Source organism: Candidatus Nitrososphaera sp. 86-2 (assembly GCF_056726185.1).
Window position 1 is genome coordinate 753890 of sequence record NZ_JBWZON010000001.1, and the last position, 14491, is coordinate 768380.

Consider the following 14491-nt stretch of genomic DNA (forward strand, 5'->3'; position numbering starts at 1 on the left):
AAGTATATACGGTTTTCTGGCATTGTTATATTGTAATCTATAAATTCTATATTGATATATCATAATATTTGTAAGAATTGCAAGAATTAAATACTATATGAAAGACAGGTAAGGTATAAACAACAAGAAAAAACGTTGTAAAGGCTGACTAGAAAACAACAAGCAGATTCCGGACAGAATACAAGTGTGAGGACGGCGGAAAAATAGTAGTTACGAACAGGACGTTTGAAATCTACGGTTATGGGGGCGAACCCCTGGCCTTTAGGAATCCGCGCTTCAAGTATGGCGCCGCTAGGCGTGGGTGGGGTGGAACTGGAAGGATTTTCAAGTTCACATGCAAATGTTCGTGGCCTGCCACCTTCACCACTACGCTAATGGGCAGGCCGCGCACGACCGGATTGTTTGAATTACGGGACAGAGATTCTTCCCACGACCTCGCCTTCAAGACTCGTGGGTAATCGATTCAGTGGCTTCGCCTCTTTGCATATCTCGCGCTACCGCGCCTCTGGAACTAAATTTCATGCATGTAGCAATCATCTGTTAAATTGAGAGGTAATTTCTGTAATGCAAGGTTAAAAGCTGGCAAATCTAATCGAGAGGCCGATGCCGTGGGTAGCGAATGGTCTGATAGAAAAATTGGTCGTAAACAAGGTTGCAGAAAAACAAAGGAACGACATCGTATTTACAAAGCCCTTCAGCGTTTTCATGTTGGATCGTGTCAATCATCACACATCACTAAGGACTATTGAAGAATGCCGCAATGTGATGCGTCGTTACAGTTCCGCCTTGCGTTTTCTATCAGACGATGAAATTCGCGCCGTTGTAGTCCTGTTAGGATTCTACGTCGAGCATCTGGACAATCCTATATCGATTGGCAGCTAAGTGCAAGCACTAAGAATGTTCCAGATTCTAGCGGATAAGAGTTTACGGCCCGCCGCACACCATCACGCGGACGGCAGGCTTGGACTTCATTTCACTTGGGGTTAAAACGAATCCTTCGATGCTGGTCGTGCTCTTGAATATAATATCAGCTGATGACCGTGTGAACTGGAACGTATTTCCAGTTGTTTAGTTTATGTTATTCAGGTAAAAGCTGTTTTTGCCTACACATGATAGCCTTTCTACTTCCTGCGCCCGGTCGAGTAGCGCGCTTAACGTGTCCGCCTGTTGCCCGCTGACCGTTGAGACGCCGGCGCCGCTTCTCGTAAAGCATGGCCTAATGGAAAGCGCTACCATTGTCAATTCACGGCAGGATAACAGAGATGACTTATTCCGTCTATCCGCTCACAGGACATAGTTGCACAGACAGATGCGTTTTCCGCAGCAGGCACACTTTGCTGCCCCCGGCGAAACAAACCTGCATTTCTTGCCGTGGGTTTCGCAAAATACTGCCCGCTCTTGCTGCTGCTCCTCTGCTGTTGCCTGCATATGTATGCCGTATTTTTCAGGGATTTTCTGTTAATCCAAGTGGCAAGCTAGTTTAGAGCAGCAAGCTAAATTTTGTTTAGACCTGCAACAAGGTAGAACATTCTTTATATCCTGTCACTGCGTATTTTTTCCGATTCTAGTTATGGTGGCTACCCAGATGAACAGTGCCAGACGTGGCGTCGCAACTGATGAAATGAAGCAGGTGGCAAAGGACGAGGGCGTGGATCTTGATTTCATAGTCAGGGGCGTTGCAAGCGGCTCGATAATCATCCCGAAAAACAACGCTAGGCCGCAAAAGATCAAGGTGACAGGGATAGGCCGGGGCCTGAAAACAAAGGTGAACGTGAACATCGGCACCTCTACTCTGCACCAGGACCTTGCCGAGGAAGTGTCAAAGGCCAAGGTAGCAGTCAAGCATGGCGCCGATACGATAATGGACCTCTCGGACGGGGGCGACTTGAACCTGATAAGAAAGACGCTCCTTGAAGCCGCGCCGATAACCTTTGGCACAGTCCCGGTGTACCAGGCGTATTGGCACGGCGTGGAAAAGTACAAGAATCCGCTCAACATAACCGAGGACGACTTTCTCGACGCATTTGAAAAGAACGCCAAAGATGGCGTCGACTACACTACCATCCACTCGGGGATAACGAACGAGCTTGCCAAGCGCGTGCTTGAAGTGCAGAGGCACGGGGGCATCGTCTCAAAGGGAGGCACGATAACCGCCGCGTGGATGCTGAAATACGAGAAGGAGAACCCTTACTTTGAACACTTTGACTACCTCTGCGAAATAGCGAGGAAATACGACGTCACGTTCAGCCTCGGCGATGCGCTGAGGCCCGGCTCTATACTGGACGCGCACGACGAACTGCAGGTGGCAGAGATGATAAACGTGGCAAGGCTTGCCAAGAGGGCGCACGCTAAAGACGTGCAGGTGATGATTGAAGGCCCCGGACACGTGCCCCTGAACGAGGTGGCCGCAAACGTCAGGCTTGCCAAGTCGCTCATGGGGGACGTCCCTTACTATGTCCTTGGGCCCCTTGTAACCGATATAGCTGCCGGCTATGACCACATCGCAAGCGCGATAGGCGCCGCAGTTTCCGCGGCGGAAGGAGTCGACCTTTTGTGCTACCTTACGCCGGCAGAGCACCTTGGACTGCCGACTGAGGAGGAGGTAAAAGAAGGCTTGATAGCGTACAGGATAGCGGCACACGCCGGCGACCTTGTCAAGATAAGGGAGCGGGCGATAAAATGGGACGCCGAAATAACGGAGGCAAGGCGCACCCTCAACTGGGAGAAGCAAATCGCGCTTTCGATAAACCCTGAGGAGGCAGAGCGCATACACTATCGCGGAGGGCAGCACGAGGGCAACAGCGTGCCGTGCACGATGTGCGGAGCCGCGTGCGTGTACATAATACTACCGCAGCAGAGGAAGCCCCGGGCGGAAGAAGCAACAGCAGCTCCTGCCGAGACTTCACCGGCGCAGGTCTAGAAATGATGCAATAGCATTTAATTCAGGCCGCACGCACCTTTCTGCGTGGAGATAATCAAGGCGCCAGAGTGGGGCATAACTCCGATGCCAGATAAAGGCCGCAAGCTGGGCGGTCTTGACTTTTTCATCCTCTGGTCGAGCCTCGGTGTCGGCCTTCTCGTGCTTTCCGCCGGCTCTTTTCTGTCCGAGGCAAGTTTCATCGACGCGACTCTTGCCATAATCGCCGGCTCTGTCGGCGGGTCGATACTGCTTGCGCTTGCAGGCAAGATTGGAAGCGACCACGGCGTGACTTCGATTGTCAGTATGCGCCCCGCCTTTGGCATTCGGGGCTCGTACCTGCCTGCCGTCCTCAACGTCATGCAACTCGTGGGATGGACCACATTTGAGATAATGATAATGGCCCGCGCGGCAGCGCTTCTTTCCGGCAACGCAGTCCCGTATCCCGTACTGGCCGCCGTGTTTGGGGCCATAGTGGCGCTTCTTGGAATCGCCGGCCCGCTTGCGGTGGCGCGGCAGTGGCTTGGCAAGTTTGCCGTGTGGATAGCCTACGGCACGTCCATCATAATCATAGTGACCCTCTTGATGTCGCCGGGCGCGCACCACGTCGTTACGTCGCCCGGCAAGGGCATGTCCTTCTTTACCGCGCTTGACCTCGTGATTGCGATGCCGATATCGTGGATGCCTCTTGTCGCGGACTATAACCGGTTTGCGAAAAAGAGCCGGACTGCGTTCTGGGCCACCCTGGTAGGTTTTGCGCTCACAAACACGCTGTTCTACTTTGGCGGGGTGTTGCTGGGCACGTTTGACGTGCTTGCGATAATTGTGGCCATGCAGACGATATTCTTTGGCTTTTTGATGCTCTTGCTGCTTGTAGACGAGGCAGACAATGCGTTTGCAGACCTCTATTCTGCCGCCGTGTCGGTGCAGAACATCTTTCCGCATTTGTCGCAAAAGCACCTGATAATCGGCTTTACCGCGCTATCCACCCTGCTTGCGACGGTAGTCACAATACAGGACTATGAAAACTTTCTTTTGCTGATAGGCGCAATATTCGTGCCGCTCTTTGGCGTGGTGCTTGCCGACTATTATCTTGTCAAGCGCCAAAAGTACACGGAGGGCATGATGTTTGGCGACAACAAAAAGGGAATCGCATGGCCAGCGATAACGGCGTGGGCTCTTGGCACGCTGCTCAACTTTGTCATGTCGCCTCTTTCGCCCCTGTACGTGCCGTCAATGCCTGCGATAGGCGCCACGATCCCAAGCCTTGCAGCAGCCTCTCTTGCCTACCTTGCCATCACGAGGTTTATGCGAAAACCAGAGGCTGAGCTTGCCAAATAGATCTTCGCAACGATGCAGACAGTTGCCTTTTGATGTTTATTTTGCAACATCAAGTGCAAAGTAGAATTATAAATAACGGAAATCGCTGACCTCATTATCTATGCGGTTACTGGAATATCAGGGCAAGGAGCTTTTTGACCAATTCGGAATAAGGATACCCCGGTCGCATCTGGCAAACAACTTGAGCGAGGCCAGAGAAGGGGCAAAGAAACTTGGTTATCCGTTTGTGCTAAAGTCGCAGCTTACCGTGGGTGGAAGGGGCAAGGCCGGCGCCATCCTCAAATGCAAGACCGAGGCCGAGCTGGAGCCAAAATTCACAGAACTCTTGCACAAGGAGGTAAAAGGCGAGCTCCCAAGGGGCATCCTGCTTGAAGAGATGGCCGACATCAAGAAAGAACTGTACCTTTCGCTGTTTTTGAACAGGAGCAAGCGCTGCTACTCGCTCATAGCGTCAGCAGAGGGCGGTGTCGAGATTGAAAGCACCGGAAACAAGGTGGTAGTCGACGTCCCGATAGGAGGCATCAGCCCACAGGTAGCAGAAGACACTGCCGGGAAGCTGGGCCTGACAGGCAACGCCGCAGTGGCGTTTGTCGACCTTGCGACGAAACTGTCAAAGATGGCCGGAGAGAAAGAGGCCGAGCTGGCAGAGATAAACCCTGTGGCAATACTTGGCGACGGCTCGATGCTTGCCCTTGACGCCAAGGTGATAATCGACGACAACGCCATGTTCCGCCACCCTGAGCTAAAGAAGTACGAGCACGTCTCCGAGCTTGAAAAGCAGGCCGAAGAGAGCGGCTTTTCGCTCGTAGAGCTTGACGGCAACGTCGCGATAATCGGCAACGGCGCGGGACTGGTCATGTCGACTCTGGACCTTGTCTCTGACGCCGGCGGCAAGGCAGGCACATTCCTTGACTTTGGAGGCCGCGCCACGACGGAGACGATCTACGAGGCGCTCACGGTCATCAGCAAGATAAAGCGCGTGCAGGCAATCCTCGTCAACCTCTTTGGCGGAATTGTCAGAACTGACCTAGTAGCGCAGGCCATACTCGACGCGTACAAGAACAACATCATCGCGGTGCCCGTGTTTGCGAGAATATCCGGCGCCGAGTCGGAAAAGGCAAGACAGATGCTCAACGGTAGCAAGGCAAAGCTGTACCCGACGGTCGAAGAAGCGATACAGGCCGCAGTCGCGGCGGTGAACAAGTAGGTGACAGTCATGGAGAAATTCGACGTTTTCAAGATACTTGTCGGCGAAAAGGGCGACAAGGATTATGGCAAAAAGCCGGTCGTGATTCAGGGCATGACTGGAAGCTACGGCTCGACGCACACGCGCCTCATGAAGGCGTACGGCACCAACGTCGCCGGCGGGGTCACGCCGGGCAAGGGCGGCCAGACGTTTGAAGGGATACCTGTATACAACAACATGGCCGACGCGGTCAAGGCGACGGGCGCGCAGATCTCTGGCATCTTCGTTCCTGCTCCGTTCTTCCTTTCGGCCGCAATAGAGGCACTCGATTCAGGCGTAAAGCTGCTGGTTGCAATACCAGAGCACGTGCCCGTCCGGGACTCGATAAAGGTTCTCGAATACGCCAAGAGCAAGGGCGCAAGGATGGTAGGCCCAAACACTCCTGGAGTCATCGTTCCGGAGGTCATGAAGGTGGGAATCATGCCCGCGCAGCCGTTCAAGGCCGGCAACACGGTCGTGTTTTCAAGGAGTGGCACACTGATGTACGAGTGCTCCTTCAACCTGACGAACAGGGGCTTTGGGCAGAGGCTTGCGCTTGGCATCGGCGGTGATCCGATAAACGGCACCAACCTGATAGAGGCGTTTGACCTGATACGCGACAGGCAGGACGTCGACTCTGTCGTGGTAGTCGGCGAGATAGGCGGCGACGCGGAGGAGCAGCTTGCCGAGTACCTGATAAGGACGTCGTTTTCCAAGCCGGTCGTGGCGTACATCGCAGGGAGGGCCGCGCCGAAGGAAAAGAGGATGGGCCACGCAGGCGCAATAGTCTACGGCAACTATGGCTCTGCCGACTCGAAGGTGTCAAACTATGCCAAGGCAGAGGTGCCGGTGGCAAAGCGCCCCGGAGAAGTGCCCGAGCTGCTTGCGCAAAAGATGCGCAAGTAAATCTTTATCTTTTTTTCTTTTTCTAAATTAGAGAGGTAAATTACTACTACTATTGCTACTGGCCGATCTGGTCGCCGTAGCGCTCGCGGAGGTAGAGAAGCCCCTTTACCAGGTCTCTTGCCTGTTCGGGCGAGAGGTTGGCCTCTTGCAGAAACTTTTCGTCGACACCGAGAGACAACAGCTTGACAATATCCCAGTGCATGTGGACGAGTTTGGCATCGTGCACGGGATGCATTCGTCAATAGTTGTATAAAAAGCTAGTTATGGAAGGTTACGGACTTTTGTTGTTGTTGCCACTCCAAAGACGCAAGGCAAGAGCCATTGCAACAACAGGGATGGCGGCCCGGCAACGCCATATGTGTGTCAGAACAGGTCCTTGACGTGGTCCCTCTGCAACACTGCGACGACTCCTATCAGAATCAGGCCCACGATGAAACTTCCTATCGACGAGAAGTACATCTCGGACCAGTCCCATATGGACCGCCACAGAAAGACGACTGCAAACAGGCCAACTATGTATGCCCACGCGGCTCTCCTTTTGCGTACTCTCTCTTCTTTTGGATCGCTTGCTTTGGCCAAAGTAGTACGTTATCGTCTTTGTGTGACTTTAGAATTTATTCTGGTTTTACATAATTTGTTTCTGCTTGCTTTTTCCAAAGCAGCAACTGCAAAATCTGTCTATAGATGATTTCACGCCTTGCCTTTGTGCAGCTGGTTCTTTTACCGCTTTTCAAGCCACGACGAATAAGCCTGCGAGTCGATGCAAAAGACGAGCGCGCACTGGGCCAGAAAGCCCATGCTGTTCTGAAGCATCCTGACCCACATCGACGAGACAAGCGGCCTGCCGTCAGGGTTGCTTATCCGAAGCACCTTTTTGATATCGCGACTTGTCGTCGGTATCACCTCGTTGTAGACAAACTTGCTCTCCCTGTCTCCTATCTTGACTGGCAGGCCGAAGCGGAGCGCAAGGGCCTGCAAGAGCGGGAAGGGAAGCGTGGTTTTCGCTTCGTCGACCAGCTCTTTTTTCAGCCGGAAGGCAAGGTCGACCATGAGGTCCGTGCCCTGCACGTGCGAGCTGACTACGAGATGGTCGTCAGAGCCGGGGATCTTTGCGCTGTACAGGATGAGGGTCAGCCCCTGCGACGCGAGGCGCTGCTCTTTTTCCGGCTGCGAAATGGCGTCGCGTACAGCGTCGCGGGTCACTCCAAACCTGTTCTCGCATTCCTTCTGGAAAAGCTCCGTGTATACGGTCGCCATCTTTTTCTTCTTTTATTTTTCAGCTAGGTGCACATATTAAAATTTCAGCGCAGGCGATCATGCTCTTTTTTTCTACGCGTGCTGCACAGCCTTTGAAATGGCGCGAGTGCACACACACGCCTTGCAAATTCCCTGTATTATTTCTGCCAGTTTTCTGCTTTTGACGCCCATATGTATTAAAATTACAGAATAGCGCTACTGTGTGCGTGCAGCAGGAGGAGCGCCGCTTTTGCGACAGGTGCATGAGTCGGACTGTCCACGAGGTCGTCGAGGAGCCGGACGCAATATACACCTACAAGCGCCGCAGGCTCTACAAGTGCAGAGAGTGCGGCCGCAAGAGCTTCAAGCGCGGCCTGCGGCCCAGCGCGGAGTCTGTGTACTGATATGGACGACAGGCTTGCAGACGGCATAGTGAGGCTCAAGGCCGACTTTGCCAAGAACTTTACAGGCACGAGCCCCATGCACGAGGCAATACCGCTCGCACCTTCGGACCTTCTGCCAATAGAACAAAACGCGCTTGCAGCACTCCATAATTTTGCAAGGAACAACCCGATATACTTCAAGTGGCACGACTCGCAGTTCCTCGGCGTCCCGTGCAGGGTGTACGAAGGGGACATCAACGAGTACTGGCTTGGGAGCATCAAGCACGACTCTGGCTACCAGCCGTTCTACCCGACCTGGATACTATCGGCGTACGCCCTGGCCCTTGCCTCAAAGAGGCTGGGCTTTTCGCAGGTGGTGGATATTGGCTCAGGCGACGGGAGGATTGCCTACTGCGCCAAGGTGGCCGGGCTTGGGGCGCATGGGATAGAGATAGACGAAAACCTGGTGATGCTGCAGGAGCAGATTGCTTCTGCGACGGGCGTAGAGTTTGACGCAAGGGGCGCCGACGCGACGAAATTTGACTACCGTTCCCTTGGGCTGAGTGCGCCTGTATTCTTTATCTCCGGCCTGCCGGAGATGGGCGAGATGCTTGCCAACAGCGCAATAGCGCGGATACTTGCCGTGCCGGAGCTCAAACACGCGGCAGGCTTTGCTTTCATGGGCAGCCACTCGCTGAGAAAGTACGCAAGGGACCTTTCAAAATGGGGATGGGGAAAAGTGATAGGCGACTATGGCCTGCAGGTGGAAAAAGTGGTGACGCTTCCGACGCACTGGACTGCAGAGCAGGTCCACGACACGCCGTACGTCTTTACAAAGAAGAGAACCGCTCCGTGATTTATATTGCCTCCACTAGTATGAGAACTACTGTTCTTTGGCCGAGAATAACCTTCTCATGATGCTTCTGTGGCTTGGCGAACTCACGCTTGCCAGCTGGGTCCTGTCGTACGGCGCAGAGCACCTGTCTATGAGGTATGGGGCCAAGTTCGTCGGGCGCACCCTTTTGAGCGTCGCAACCACGCTCCCGGAGATCGCAATCGTCGTTTATGCGGCCGCCGCCGGCTCGTACGGCACGGCAATCGGCGCCGGCCTTGGAAGCAACCTGCTCATGATGACGCTCGGCCTTGCAATCATGCTTATCGTAGCCACCACGCGCCTGTCAAAGGCGCCGCTTAGGGGCATCGACGTTTCAACGTTCAAGCTGGACAAGATATTCCTGCTGGTAACGGCGGTGGTGAGCGCCGCGCTCTTTTTGGACGGCTATGACTATATCGACGGGTTCATCTTTGCCGGCATGTTTGCGGCGTACCTCGTGATGGCGCTGTGGGAGATGAAGAAGGAGAAGCAAAAGGCCCGGGTAGAGAGCCAGCTTGGGAACCACCACGTGGTTGCAGTCGAGACTCACCCGGTGAGCAACAAGCAGATGGCAAAAGCCGCCCTTGCGTTTGCGGCCGGAACAGCGGGGATATTCGTCGGCGCCGAGCCGTTTATCCACTCGCTCCAGGGGTTTTCGATAGACAGCGGCGTGTCAGTCATAGTCCTTGCAGTAATCATCAGCCCGATAGCAGGCGAGATGCCCGAGAAAATATCCATGATACTGCTTGCACGAAAGGGCGCGGCAGGAGCTTCCATAGCAGTCGCAAACGTGCTTGGCTCAAAGATACTGAACAACACGCTCTTGCTTGCAGTCGCGGTGTTTGGCGCAATGTACCACGGCGGGTTCTTTGCCCATATCAAAGCAAACCCGCTCCTTGAATACCAGATGATACTGGTCACGGTGATGACAATTGGCGCCGTCGCCATGATGTTCAAAAAAGAGATCGGCCTAAAGATAGGCATAATCCTTGCAATCCTGTACGCAGTCAGCCTCGCTATCCAGTTCATGCTCCCGCAGGACCTGACTCTCCACTAGGGTAAAATAGCGCGGCAAGTAATCCAAGGCGTGCACAAGATCCTGGCGCCGGTCGACGGCTCTACCTACTCGGCAAAAGCCTTTGAGCAGGCGGTTTTGATTGCCAAGGGGACAGGCGCAAGCGTGACTGCAGTGCAAGTCATAGAAACTCCTCCGACAGTGTACGTAGGGTCCCAGAAGGTGCTCAACGACGCTATGGCAAAATACCGGAGCGAGTCTGCAATGGTGCTCGACGAGTGCAGGGCCGTCGCGGAAAAGCTCGGGTTTGCAATAGAGACTGCTATCCTCGAAGGCGAGCCTGCCGCAAGCATCGTCGCGTTTTCTGAAAAAGGGGGTTTTGACCTGATAGCGATGGGGAGCAGGGGCCACGGCAAACTGAAGGAGATGGTTCTTGGGAGCACATCGAACACAGTCCTGCACAAGGCCAAGTGCTCAGTCCTAATCGTGAAATAATAGCTAGTCAGTCAGTGTATATGCTTGCAGCCCACTGGACAACTACTGAACTGTCCTGGCCGTATTTTCTGGCAGCAGTCTCTTTCAAGTCGCCTTCCAGCTTTTGCTTTCGCAGGGCGTGCTCCGCACTTGCCGAGTGCTCTTTAGCACTTGCCACGTCGACTGCCACGTCGCAGACGTTGCACCGCAGCTTTTCTGCCGCCTGAGCCACGTACGTTAGAGCCTGCCGGCGGTATAAAAATAGATGCGTATGCATGTGCGGCAAAAGCCATTTATGAGATGGCCACGTACACTTGCGGCATGGAAATCGAGCCTGCCGCAAGGGCAATACTGTCAAACCTGACGCGGGGCTCTGAAGGTGCGTCGCTTGGCCAGATGAGGATGTGGCTGACGCCGCAAAAGGCCGAGAACGAGTACAACTATAGCATCAACAAGGGGTATTTCGAGATGCTCCTTCGCGTGGCGCTCAAGGACCTGATTTCAAAGGGCTACGTCAGGTCGAGCCTGCCCGACGGCATGGAGGACGGCGACGCGCAGATATTTTCACTGACCGACAAGGGCACGAGGCACGTGGAGGAACTTGCGAGACAGGCCGAGCAGGCCGCCTCCGAATACTGATTTTGACGATAAAAACATTCAAAAGCAACCGCAAGGCTATTGAACGCTCGGCGACTGGTGGGAACACGGATGACATCTTCATCATCAACAAAGAAGGGGCAGAAGGAAAAAGAGAACCAAGAGCGCCTTGCGCGCGCCGTCGATACGCTTGACGCGATTACAAAGAATAACGACGTGCAAAAGAGTATCCGCAACATGATAAAGGAAGTCCTGATGGCGCTCAAGGACGAAAAATCGGGAAGCGTGTCAGTCCGCGCGGCAAATGCCATAAGCCTGCTTGACAGCGCGACCCAGAGCCCGCAGATGCAGTCGCACATACGCACCATGCTGTGGCAGGTAGTGTCGACGCTGGAAAGCATCCGGGAATAAAATAACTTTCTCTTCACCTTGTGGTATATGCGGCGAGTCTCTCCTTACGGCTCCTGCTGCAGACGGCCTCTATCTTCTTCTGTTCTTGCCCTTGCTTTTTGCCACGTTTGCCTTGGCCCTCATGCCCTTTGACGCCGACCTGGCGTGCTTCTTTGCCCCGCGGATTTTCTGGTCCGCCTTTGCGCCTTCTTTTCTGGTTATCCTTTTCATATAGCGCACTGTCGTTCTGCTCTGCTTTTTGATAACTCTGGCCCCTTTCTTTGCCGCCCTTGTCGTTTTCGGCGCCGCTTTTGCGACCCGCCTCGGCATACTGCCTGCCAGCTCTGCTGTCTCTCTTGCCGCAGACGCTGTCTGCTCTACGGCGCCGGCAGTGTCTTCGATGACTCGGCTCTTTTGTATGTCCTCTGCAGTGTTCCTGATGCTGCGCGTCGTGTCGCGCATCGCAAACGCCGCATCGCGTCCGGCTTCTGCCGCGTCAGATATGGCGCCGCTCTCGTTAAACGTGCTCACTGCCTCCTTGACTGTGCGAGAAGCGTCGCGTACCTTGCCTGCTGCTTCTTTTACCGCCTCGGCTGCCTTTTCCGGGTCAAATTCCTCGCCAAATGCAGCCTCTGGCTTGCCTGCACGCTTTGCTGCTGCTGTCATGTATAACGCGCCAAATCGTGTTATAAAAGCTCGGCTGCGAGTGGTTCTATAATATATATTTCCAACAGCCGGTGTGTGCAGTAATATGCTACCTAGTGGGGCTTTTCACCGGTTTTGGAGGCGGCGGCAGTTTTTCGAGCTTGTGCGTCGGGTTTGCAAGGTAGTGCCTGGAGGCCCCCTCGCCTGACAAAACAATGTTGCAATTGACGCACCTGTACCTAATGGCCATCGGACTTTACACCAGCACACACTATTGTATATACGGGGTAAAAAACGCTGTGGAGAGTTTTTTACCGCAGGCGGACAATTTCGCGGTTGTCCGGGACGCCGGAGCGTATCTTTAGCCTGGAGTATATCGCGCTTGCGACGTTTTCTGACTTTGTCCGCTCGCCGTGGTTCACGAGCACGCGCTTTGGCTTGACTTTGGCCACAAAGTTCATTATCTGGTTAAAGTCGCTGTGGCCGGAAAAGCCGTCGATTTTCTGCGTCTGGCACCTTACGGGCACCACCTTGACCTTCCCCGACTTGTCCATCATGCTCACTTCCGACACGTTGCCGTCAAGGACGCGCCTGCCAAGCGTGCCGTTAATCTGGTACGACACAAAGATTATCTTGTTCTTGGGGTTTGGCGCAAGTTCCTTGAAATACTCGACGGACGGGCCGCCTTCGAGCATACCCGAAGTCGCCATGATTATCGCCGGGTTCTGGTCGTTTATCGCCTCTTCGCGCTTGCCTCCGCTTATGACCGTGAAATACTCTGACGTGAACGGGTTTATGCCCTGCGAGACTGACCTGCGCACGTCTGCCCCCAAGTAGTGCGCGTACGACATGTGTATCGCGCTTGCCTCTGATATCATGCCCTCGATGTATATTGGTGATTCGACGAGCCTGCCCTCGCTCATCTCCTTTGCCATCACCAGCATTATCTCCTGCGCCCTGCCGACAGCTGGCACGGGTATCAGCACCTTGCCTCCCTCCGACAGCACCTTGTTTATCGACTCGGAAAACGTCCTGTACACGAACGCCTGGTCCGGCATCACGTCCGAGGAGTTGCCGTACGTGCTTTCTGTTATGAGCGTCTCGACTCTTGGGTACGTCGCCACGGCGCTGTCGAGCAGCTGCGTCCGTGCATACTTGTAGTCGCCAGAGTAGAGTATGTTGTGCGCGCCAGAGATGTTCAGGTGCACCGTGGCACTTCCCATGATGTGGCCGGCGTTGTTCAGCGTGACTGTGATATCCGGCGAAATGTCGGTCGGCTTGCCGTACGGAAGCGTTATCGTGCGCTTTATCACTTCGTGGACATCTCTTGCCTCGTACGGCAGGTACGTGCCGTTAGAGTTTGCAATCTTGACCGAGTCCATCTGGAGAAGCGTCATCAGCGGAAGCGTCGGCTCGGTGCAGTACACCGGCCCCTTGTAGCCGTACTTGAAGAGCGCCGGCAGGAACCCCTGGTGGTCGATGTGGGCGTGGCTAATTACAACTGCATCAAGGTCGTCCAGATTAAAGTTGAGCCAGTCTATCCTCGGGTACGCATCAAGGCCAGACATCTCGCCCGGGTTTATGCCGCAGTCAAGCATGACCTTGCTCTCTGGCGTGACTACGATAAAGCACGAGCGTCCCACCTGCTTTACTCCCCCAAGGCAGAACAGCATCACCTCTTCGCGGTTCTGGGAAAGCTGGGGCCTTGGCGTAAAGTCTGACGGCTCGCTCCTGCCGTTTCCGTTCTCTGACACGTTGCCGACTACGAGCGAGCCACGGAACAGCCTCCTGCCGAGCTTTTGCAGGAAATCAGAGCGCTCCCTTGCAGAGTTCTTTAACGTTGAATGTATCGTGTTGATGCTGGTAGATGGTATGTGCGGCGAGCGCCTCGTGTGGGCTATCCAGCCCGTGGACTTGGCAATTTCTACTATCATCGCCGGGTCTATTGCCTCCGGCCTGCTCACCTCAAGGACCACTTCGCCGGTCGCGTCATCGCAAAACACGGCCGACACCTGCACGTCCTTTGGCAGCAGTTTCACCACCGCCTGCCGCGTGGCGTCTTCTTGCAGGCGCACGGACGGGTCGGTGCGTATTATGAACCTCTTTTTCAGGCTCTTTGAAAGGGAAGAAAGGTAGTACGTCAGTTCGGTGAGCGCAAACTTGGGGTTTTTCGTGTAGAGCGCGATGTTGGGGCCCTCGAACCTGACGTTTGTTATCTGCGAGTCCGCCGGTATCGATTGCAGTATTATCTTGGCTACCTCGTCCTCGCTCTCTGTCGTGACCTTGGCCACGTGAGCGGTGGCCTCTGCCTGCGCCGGCCTTCTCTGTTCCTGCCATGGCCTTCGCTGGGTATGCGCCTGCTTTTCCTCAAATTTCTCTACTTCGTTTTTTTCCAAGTTCTTGCCTCATTATTTCATCCGGCTATGCCAAGTATTGTGCTGTAGAAAATGCCTCGGCACAAGCCAGCTATAAGTCATGCGTAACTCCA

Annotated in this window: 19 protein-coding genes; 10 read left to right on the forward strand and 9 right to left on the reverse strand. The window is 54.4% G+C overall.

The window, feature by feature from the left end; translation table 11 throughout:
* Positions 1-603: 603 nt before the first annotated feature.
* Positions 604-882 (forward strand): hypothetical protein, encoded by a 279-nt coding sequence (locus ACYOR7_RS04515; RefSeq protein WP_479913239.1) that lies wholly within the window; start codon positions 604-606, stop codon positions 880-882.
* Positions 883-1068: 186 nt separating this feature from the next.
* Here ACYOR7_RS04515 and ACYOR7_RS04520 read toward each other — a convergent pair whose 3' ends face one another.
* Positions 1069-1236 carry a hypothetical protein gene (locus ACYOR7_RS04520; protein ID WP_479913240.1) on the reverse strand — a complete coding sequence of 56 codons (168 nt, stop codon included), beginning with the start codon at positions 1234-1236 and terminating at the stop codon, positions 1069-1071.
* A 337-nt stretch (positions 1237-1573) separates the two neighbouring features.
* Here ACYOR7_RS04520 and thiC point away from each other — a divergent pair, with 337 nt between their 5' ends.
* From thiC to sucD, 4 genes are all read left to right on the forward strand, one after another.
* Positions 1574-2920 (forward strand): phosphomethylpyrimidine synthase ThiC, encoded by a 1347-nt coding sequence (thiC, locus tag ACYOR7_RS04525; RefSeq protein ID WP_479914447.1) that lies wholly within the window; start codon positions 1574-1576, stop codon positions 2918-2920.
* Positions 2921-2965: 45 nt separating this feature from the next.
* Positions 2966-4258 carry a purine-cytosine permease family protein gene (locus ACYOR7_RS04530; RefSeq protein WP_479913241.1) on the forward strand — a complete coding sequence of 431 codons (1293 nt, stop codon included), beginning with the start codon at positions 2966-2968 and terminating at the stop codon, positions 4256-4258.
* 100 nt (positions 4259-4358) lie between these two features.
* A complete protein-coding gene (locus ACYOR7_RS04535; protein ID WP_294805861.1) occupies positions 4359-5465 on the forward strand; it encodes a succinate--CoA ligase subunit beta in 1107 nt (368 codons plus the stop codon).
* Between the two features lie 9 nt (positions 5466-5474).
* Positions 5475-6389, forward strand: a complete 915-nt coding sequence (gene sucD, locus ACYOR7_RS04540; RefSeq protein ID WP_479914448.1) for a succinate--CoA ligase subunit alpha — start codon at positions 5475-5477, stop codon at positions 6387-6389.
* Positions 6390-6444: 55 nt separating this feature from the next.
* Here sucD and ACYOR7_RS04545 read toward each other — a convergent pair whose 3' ends face one another.
* The 4 genes from ACYOR7_RS04545 to ACYOR7_RS04560 form a co-directional block, all read right to left on the reverse strand.
* The gene (locus ACYOR7_RS04545; RefSeq protein WP_294805859.1) at positions 6445-6615 is read right to left on the reverse strand and encodes a hypothetical protein; all 171 of its coding nucleotides are present in this window, start codon (positions 6613-6615) and stop codon (positions 6445-6447) included.
* A gap of 137 nt (positions 6616-6752) precedes the next feature.
* Positions 6753-6968, reverse strand: coding sequence for a hypothetical protein (locus ACYOR7_RS04550; RefSeq protein ID WP_294805857.1), 216 nt, complete (start codon positions 6966-6968; stop codon positions 6753-6755).
* Positions 6969-7109: 141 nt separating this feature from the next.
* Positions 7110-7646: a hypothetical protein gene (locus ACYOR7_RS04555; RefSeq protein ID WP_294805855.1), complete on the reverse strand. Its 537-nt coding sequence runs from the start codon at positions 7644-7646 to the stop codon at positions 7110-7112.
* A gap of 182 nt (positions 7647-7828) precedes the next feature.
* Positions 7829-8056 carry a hypothetical protein gene (locus tag ACYOR7_RS04560; RefSeq protein WP_479913242.1) on the reverse strand — a complete coding sequence of 76 codons (228 nt, stop codon included), beginning with the start codon at positions 8054-8056 and terminating at the stop codon, positions 7829-7831.
* On the opposite strand from ACYOR7_RS04560, the gene ACYOR7_RS04565 reads away from it, so the two are divergent.
* The 3 genes from ACYOR7_RS04565 to ACYOR7_RS04575 are packed head-to-tail and all read left to right on the forward strand — an operon-like array spanning position 8031 to position 10392.
* Complete coding sequence (locus ACYOR7_RS04565; protein ID WP_294805851.1) at positions 8031-8864, forward strand: class I SAM-dependent methyltransferase; 834 nt, start codon at positions 8031-8033, stop codon at positions 8862-8864. The genes ACYOR7_RS04560 and ACYOR7_RS04565 overlap by 26 nt on opposite strands.
* 37 nt (positions 8865-8901) lie before the next feature.
* Complete coding sequence (locus tag ACYOR7_RS04570; RefSeq protein ID WP_479913243.1) at positions 8902-9939, forward strand: sodium:calcium antiporter; 1038 nt, start codon at positions 8902-8904, stop codon at positions 9937-9939.
* Between the two features lie 30 nt (positions 9940-9969).
* A complete protein-coding gene (locus ACYOR7_RS04575) occupies positions 9970-10392 on the forward strand; it encodes a universal stress protein (protein WP_479913244.1) in 423 nt (140 codons plus the stop codon).
* A 7-nt stretch (positions 10393-10399) separates the two neighbouring features.
* Here ACYOR7_RS04575 and ACYOR7_RS04580 read toward each other — a convergent pair whose 3' ends face one another.
* The gene (locus tag ACYOR7_RS04580; protein WP_479913245.1) at positions 10400-10603 is read right to left on the reverse strand and encodes a hypothetical protein; all 204 of its coding nucleotides are present in this window, start codon (positions 10601-10603) and stop codon (positions 10400-10402) included.
* Between the two features lie 68 nt (positions 10604-10671).
* Between ACYOR7_RS04580 and ACYOR7_RS04585 the strand changes: the two genes are divergently transcribed.
* Together ACYOR7_RS04585 and ACYOR7_RS04590 are read left to right on the forward strand one after the other, a co-directional pair.
* Entirely contained in the window at positions 10672-11010 is a 339-nt protein-coding gene (locus tag ACYOR7_RS04585) for a hypothetical protein (RefSeq protein ID WP_294805844.1), read from the forward strand.
* A 69-nt stretch (positions 11011-11079) separates the two neighbouring features.
* Positions 11080-11379, forward strand: coding sequence for a stationary phase-response protein (locus ACYOR7_RS04590; RefSeq protein ID WP_294805842.1), 300 nt, complete (start codon positions 11080-11082; stop codon positions 11377-11379).
* Between the two features lie 69 nt (positions 11380-11448).
* On the opposite strand, the gene ACYOR7_RS04595 is transcribed toward ACYOR7_RS04590, so the two are convergent.
* From ACYOR7_RS04595 to ACYOR7_RS04605, 3 genes are all read right to left on the reverse strand, one after another.
* Positions 11449-12024, reverse strand: a complete 576-nt coding sequence (locus tag ACYOR7_RS04595; RefSeq protein WP_479913246.1) for a hypothetical protein — start codon at positions 12022-12024, stop codon at positions 11449-11451.
* Between the two features lie 88 nt (positions 12025-12112).
* Complete coding sequence (locus tag ACYOR7_RS04600) at positions 12113-12253, reverse strand: hypothetical protein (protein ID WP_158385317.1); 141 nt, start codon at positions 12251-12253, stop codon at positions 12113-12115.
* A gap of 61 nt (positions 12254-12314) precedes the next feature.
* Entirely contained in the window at positions 12315-14399 is a 2085-nt protein-coding gene (locus ACYOR7_RS04605) for a beta-CASP ribonuclease aCPSF1 (protein WP_479913247.1), read from the reverse strand.
* Positions 14400-14491: the final 92 nt, after the last annotated feature.

Coding starts and splice junctions, on each gene's coding strand:
- ACYOR7_RS04515 (WP_479913239.1), top strand. CDS start 604: ATGCCGTGGGTAGCGAATGGTCTGATAGAAAAATTGGTCGTAAACAAG.
- ACYOR7_RS04555 (WP_294805855.1), bottom strand. CDS start 7,646: ATGGCGACCGTATACACGGAGCTTTTCCAGAAGGAATGCGAGAACAGG.
- ACYOR7_RS04560 (WP_479913242.1), bottom strand. CDS start 8,056: ATGCCGTCTGCAAGCCTGTCGTCCATATCAGTACACAGACTCCGCGCT.
- ACYOR7_RS04585 (WP_294805844.1), top strand. CDS start 10,672: ATGGCCACGTACACTTGCGGCATGGAAATCGAGCCTGCCGCAAGGGCA.
- ACYOR7_RS04590 (WP_294805842.1), top strand. CDS start 11,080: ATGACATCTTCATCATCAACAAAGAAGGGGCAGAAGGAAAAAGAGAAC.
- ACYOR7_RS04520 (WP_479913240.1), bottom strand. CDS start 1,236: ATGGTAGCGCTTTCCATTAGGCCATGCTTTACGAGAAGCGGCGCCGGC.
- sucD (WP_479914448.1), top strand. CDS start 5,475: ATGGAGAAATTCGACGTTTTCAAGATACTTGTCGGCGAAAAGGGCGAC.
- ACYOR7_RS04535 (WP_294805861.1), top strand. CDS start 4,359: ATGCGGTTACTGGAATATCAGGGCAAGGAGCTTTTTGACCAATTCGGA.
- ACYOR7_RS04595 (WP_479913246.1), bottom strand. CDS start 12,024: ATGACAGCAGCAGCAAAGCGTGCAGGCAAGCCAGAGGCTGCATTTGGC.
- ACYOR7_RS04600 (WP_158385317.1), bottom strand. CDS start 12,253: ATGGCCATTAGGTACAGGTGCGTCAATTGCAACATTGTTTTGTCAGGC.
- ACYOR7_RS04565 (WP_294805851.1), top strand. CDS start 8,031: ATGGACGACAGGCTTGCAGACGGCATAGTGAGGCTCAAGGCCGACTTT.